This window comes from Streptomyces aureus (genome assembly GCF_000725495.1).
GTDB lineage: Bacteria > Actinomycetota > Actinomycetes > Streptomycetales > Streptomycetaceae > Streptomyces > Streptomyces aureus_B.
Genome location: NZ_JNZD01000063.1, coordinates 1 through 3,817, shown reverse-complemented (window position 1 = coordinate 3,817; position 3,817 = coordinate 1). Strand labels below are relative to the sequence as shown.

Sequence of the window (3,817 nt, the reverse complement as noted above, 5' to 3'; positions counted from 1 at the left end):
TGCCGGGGCCGGGTTGGGGCGGGGCGGGGTTGGTGTGGGTGTGTGGGGTGGAGTGGTGGGTTGTGGGGTGGCTGTCGGCATTGTAAAGAAACCGCTCACCCGGTATTTTTGTGTTTGGCCGGTGCGGGCGGGTCGGGCGGCGGGGTTTTTGTGAGGGGTGCGGGCCGGTTGAGTCGGTCGGGGTGGCTGGGGTTGCTGTTCGGGGTCGGGTGGTCTGTCGTGCCGGGGTGCTGCACGGCCTGTGTGTCTCGTGTGTTCTGCGCGTTCTGTGTGTGCTGCTGAGTCTTTGGTTTCCTGCACTTCCTGCACTTCCTGTGCGTCTCGGTTCCCGCGTTTCTCTCGGTTCCTGGGCTTCTTTCGGTTCGTGCGTGTCCTTCGGTTCCACCGCTCTTCCGGTGTGTGTGCGTCTTTCGGTTTCGTCGTTTCTTTCGGTTTGTGTGCTTTGTTCTTGTCGGTGCTGTCGGTGCTGTCGGTGCTGTCGGTGCTGTCGTCGGTGCTGTCGGTGCTGTCGGTGCTGTCGGTGCTGTCGGTGCTGTCGGTGCTGTCGGTGCTGTCGGTGCTGTCGGTGTGGGTGTGCTTGCTGCTCGCTTGTTTGGCGCTCGGTGTCCTGTTCGGTCGGTGTTGGTGTCCGGTGTCGGTGTGGGGGTGGTGTGTGGTGGTGCGTTGTGTGTGGGGGGATGTGGTGGTGGTGGGTGGGGGGCCGGTGGGGTTGTTGTTGGCGTGTGAGTTGGCGGGGCGGGGGGTGTCGGTGGTGGTGGTGGAGTCGGGTTCGGGTGTGTCGGGGTGTCCGAAGGCGACGACGGTGCATGCGCGTGCGGTGCAGTGTCTGGCGCGGCGTGGGTATCTGTCCGGTCTGGTGACTGAGGGCGACGGTGGGGGTGGCTCTGCGGGTCCGGGTGGTGGTGTGGGTGCAGGCGTCGGTGCGGGTGCGGGTGCGGGTGCGGGTGTGGGCGGTGCGGCGGCGTGTGATGGCGGTGGTGCTGGGGTGGTGCGGGGCGTCGTGGGTGGCGGTGGTGTCGCGGGTGCAGACGTCGGCGCGGGTGTGGGTCTCGGCGGTGACGGTGCGGGCGGGTTTGGTGGTGGCGGTGCCGGGAGTGTCGCCGGTTTCGCGGGTGCGGGTGCGGGTGCGGGTGCGTGTGTGGGTGTGGGTGGTTTTGCGGGGGTGGGGGGTGGTGGGGCGTCGGTTGAGTCGTCTGGGTTAGCTGCGTCGGGGGTGTCTGTGTCGTCGTCGGTGTCGGCTGTGGCGGGGGTGTCTGTGCCGTCGTCGGGGGTGTCTGTGCCGTCGGTTGTGGCGGGGGTGTCGGGGTCGGTGTTGGTGGGGGGTGTGTTTCATTTTGCGGGGATTCCGGGGTTGGAGATTTCGGTGCCGGCGGCGGAGCCGTTGCCGGTGTTGAAGTGTTCGCAGGAGGTGTTGGAGCGGCATTTTGAGGGGCGGGCGCGGGCGGCGGGTGCTCGGGTGTTGCGTGGGTTTCGGGTGGAGCGGGTGCGGCAGGGGTCTGGTGGGGTGAGTGTGGTGGCGCGGGGGCCTGGGGGGTTGGTGGTGTGTCGGGGTGGTTTTGTGGTGGGGGCTGATGGTGCGCGGAGTGTGGTGCGGCGTCAGGTGGGGTTTGGTGTGCGGTCGTGGCCGGCGACGGTGTCGGCGATGGCGGGTGATGTGCGTGTGGTGGGGGGTGGGGTGTTGGAGGAGGGGTGGCATCGCACCGAGCGTGGCTGGGTTCTGGTCCGGCATGTGGAGGGCGGGATGGTGCGTCTTCGGACGCTGAACTGCCGGGGTGCGTCTCCGCGTCATGGTGAGCCGTTGTTGTTGGAGGAGTTGGAGCGTGAGGTCGGGTGGATCACCGGCAGGGACGTGGTGTTGGCCGAGGGCCGGTGGCTGAGCCGGTTCAGTGATTTCTCCCGGCTGGCTACTTCGTTTCGTATGGGGCGGGTTCTGCTGGCGGGGGATGCGGCGCATGTGCATTTCCCGATCGGGGGGCAGGGGCTGAGCACGGGGTTGCTGGATGCGGTCAATCTGGGGTGGAAGCTGGCGCTCGCGGTGCGGGGCAGGGCGGGTGCGGGGCTGTTGGACACGTATGACCAGGAGCGCCGGCCGGCGGCCCAGCGGGTGATCGACAACACGCGTGCGCAGTTGGCGTTGATGCGGCCGGGGCCTGAACTGGAGCCGTTGCGGGCGTTGTTCGGGGAGTTGCTGGCGCAGCGGGGGGAGAGCGGGGTGCTGGCCTCGATGGTCAGTGGGCAGGACACCGTGCTGCCCGGGCACGGTACGAAGGGTTCTGCCTGGGAAGGAACGTTCCTCCACAATGCGGTCCTGCAGACGCGGGAGGGGACGGTGGATGTGATCGGCCTGCTGCGTCAGGGGTCTCCGCTGCTGCTGCTCTTCGGGGACAGGGGCAGTGGCGGGGGGTATGCGGAGCAGGCGCGGGGGTGGGCGGGGCTGGTGCGGGTGGTGCATGCCGAGCCGGTGCCCGGGCTTGCCTGTGATGCGCTGCTGGTGCGGCCCGATGGATACATCGCCTGGGCGTCGGGGTCCGGCGGGCCTGCTGCCGCTTTGACGGAGTACTTCGGGCAGGGCGCGACGGCGACACGGGAACGCGGTGTCCTGGCCGGAGTGGTCAGCTGACAGCTGCCGGCTCCGGCTCCGGCACGGGGAGGGCTTCATCTGCCGGCTCCGGCTCCGGCTCCGGCTTGGTACGGCTGTATCGCCCGGGCATCGGGGGCGGGCGGGGCGGCCGCCGCCCTGACGGAGTGCTTGGGCCGGGGTGCGGGAGCGCGGTGTCCGCGTCGAGTGGGGGCTGAGGTGCAGGATCCGGTTCCGGCTCTGGTACGGGTAGGGCTGCGTTTGCCGGCTCCGGTTCGGGCACGGCTGCATCGCCTGGGCGTCGGGGGGCAGACGGGCCCGCCGCCGCTTTGGCGGAGTACTTCGGGCGGGACGCGACGGCGACGCGGGAGCGCGGTGTACTTGCCGGGGTGGTCGGTTGACGGTGCCGGCTCCGGCTTTGGTACAGCTGTATCTGCCGGCACCGGTTCGGCCATGGCTTGGCGGTCAAGAGCTGGCGGGCCGGCCGCCCAGGGGGGTGCGGCGGCAGGGGCCGGCGGCCGCCCGGGCGGTGCACTCCGGCCGAGGTGCGATGACGGCGCGGGAGCGGGGTGTTCTGGCCGGGGAGCGGGTGCGCGGTGTCCGTGTCGGGTGGTTCGGCTGAGGTGTCGGCTCCGGCTTTGGCGCGGGCAGGGCTGCGTTTGCCGGCTCCGGTTCGGGCACGGCTGTATTGCCTGGGAGTCAGAAGCATGCGGCTACACCGCCGGGGCGGTGTACTTCGGCCGGGGCAATGGCGGCGTGGGTGCGCGGTGTACTTGCCGGGTGGCCGGCTGCCGGTTGTGGCTGGCCCGGTTTGCCTGCGGAGTTCCAACTGGTGCGGCCCGATGCCTGCATCGCGCGGGCTTCGGGAGCGGGCGGGCCGGCTGTCGCGCCGGCGGTGTGCTTCGGCTGGGGTGTGATGGCGGCGGGGGAGTGCGGTGTCCTTGCCGGGGTGGTCGGCTGACCGTGCCGGCTCCAACTCCAACTCCGGCTCCGGCTCCAACTCCGGCTCCGGCTCCGGTTCCGGGGTCGGTGTGGCTGTGTCTGCCGGGTCCGGTTGGGGTGCGGCTGCGCGCCTGGGTGTCGGGGGCCGGTGGCTGGTTGCCGCCCGGGCGGTGGTCGGCTGGTGGCGCCTGCGGCTGCACGGTCTGGGTGTCCGGGCCGGGCAGGTTGGCTGCCGCCCGGGCGGATACTCCGGGCTGGGGCTGGGGCTGGGGCTGGGGCTGGGGCTGGGGCTGGGGC

Annotated in this window: 1 protein-coding gene; it reads left to right on the top strand. The window is 70.7% G+C overall.

Features of this window, described 5'->3' with window-relative positions; genetic code table 11:
- The first annotated feature begins 454 nt into the window (after positions 1 to 454).
- Complete coding sequence (locus IO36_RS47570) at positions 455 to 2,620, top strand: FAD-dependent monooxygenase (RefSeq protein WP_158997714.1); 2,166 nt, start codon at positions 455 to 457, stop codon at positions 2,618 to 2,620.
- The last annotated feature ends 1,197 nt before the right edge of the window (positions 2,621 to 3,817 follow it).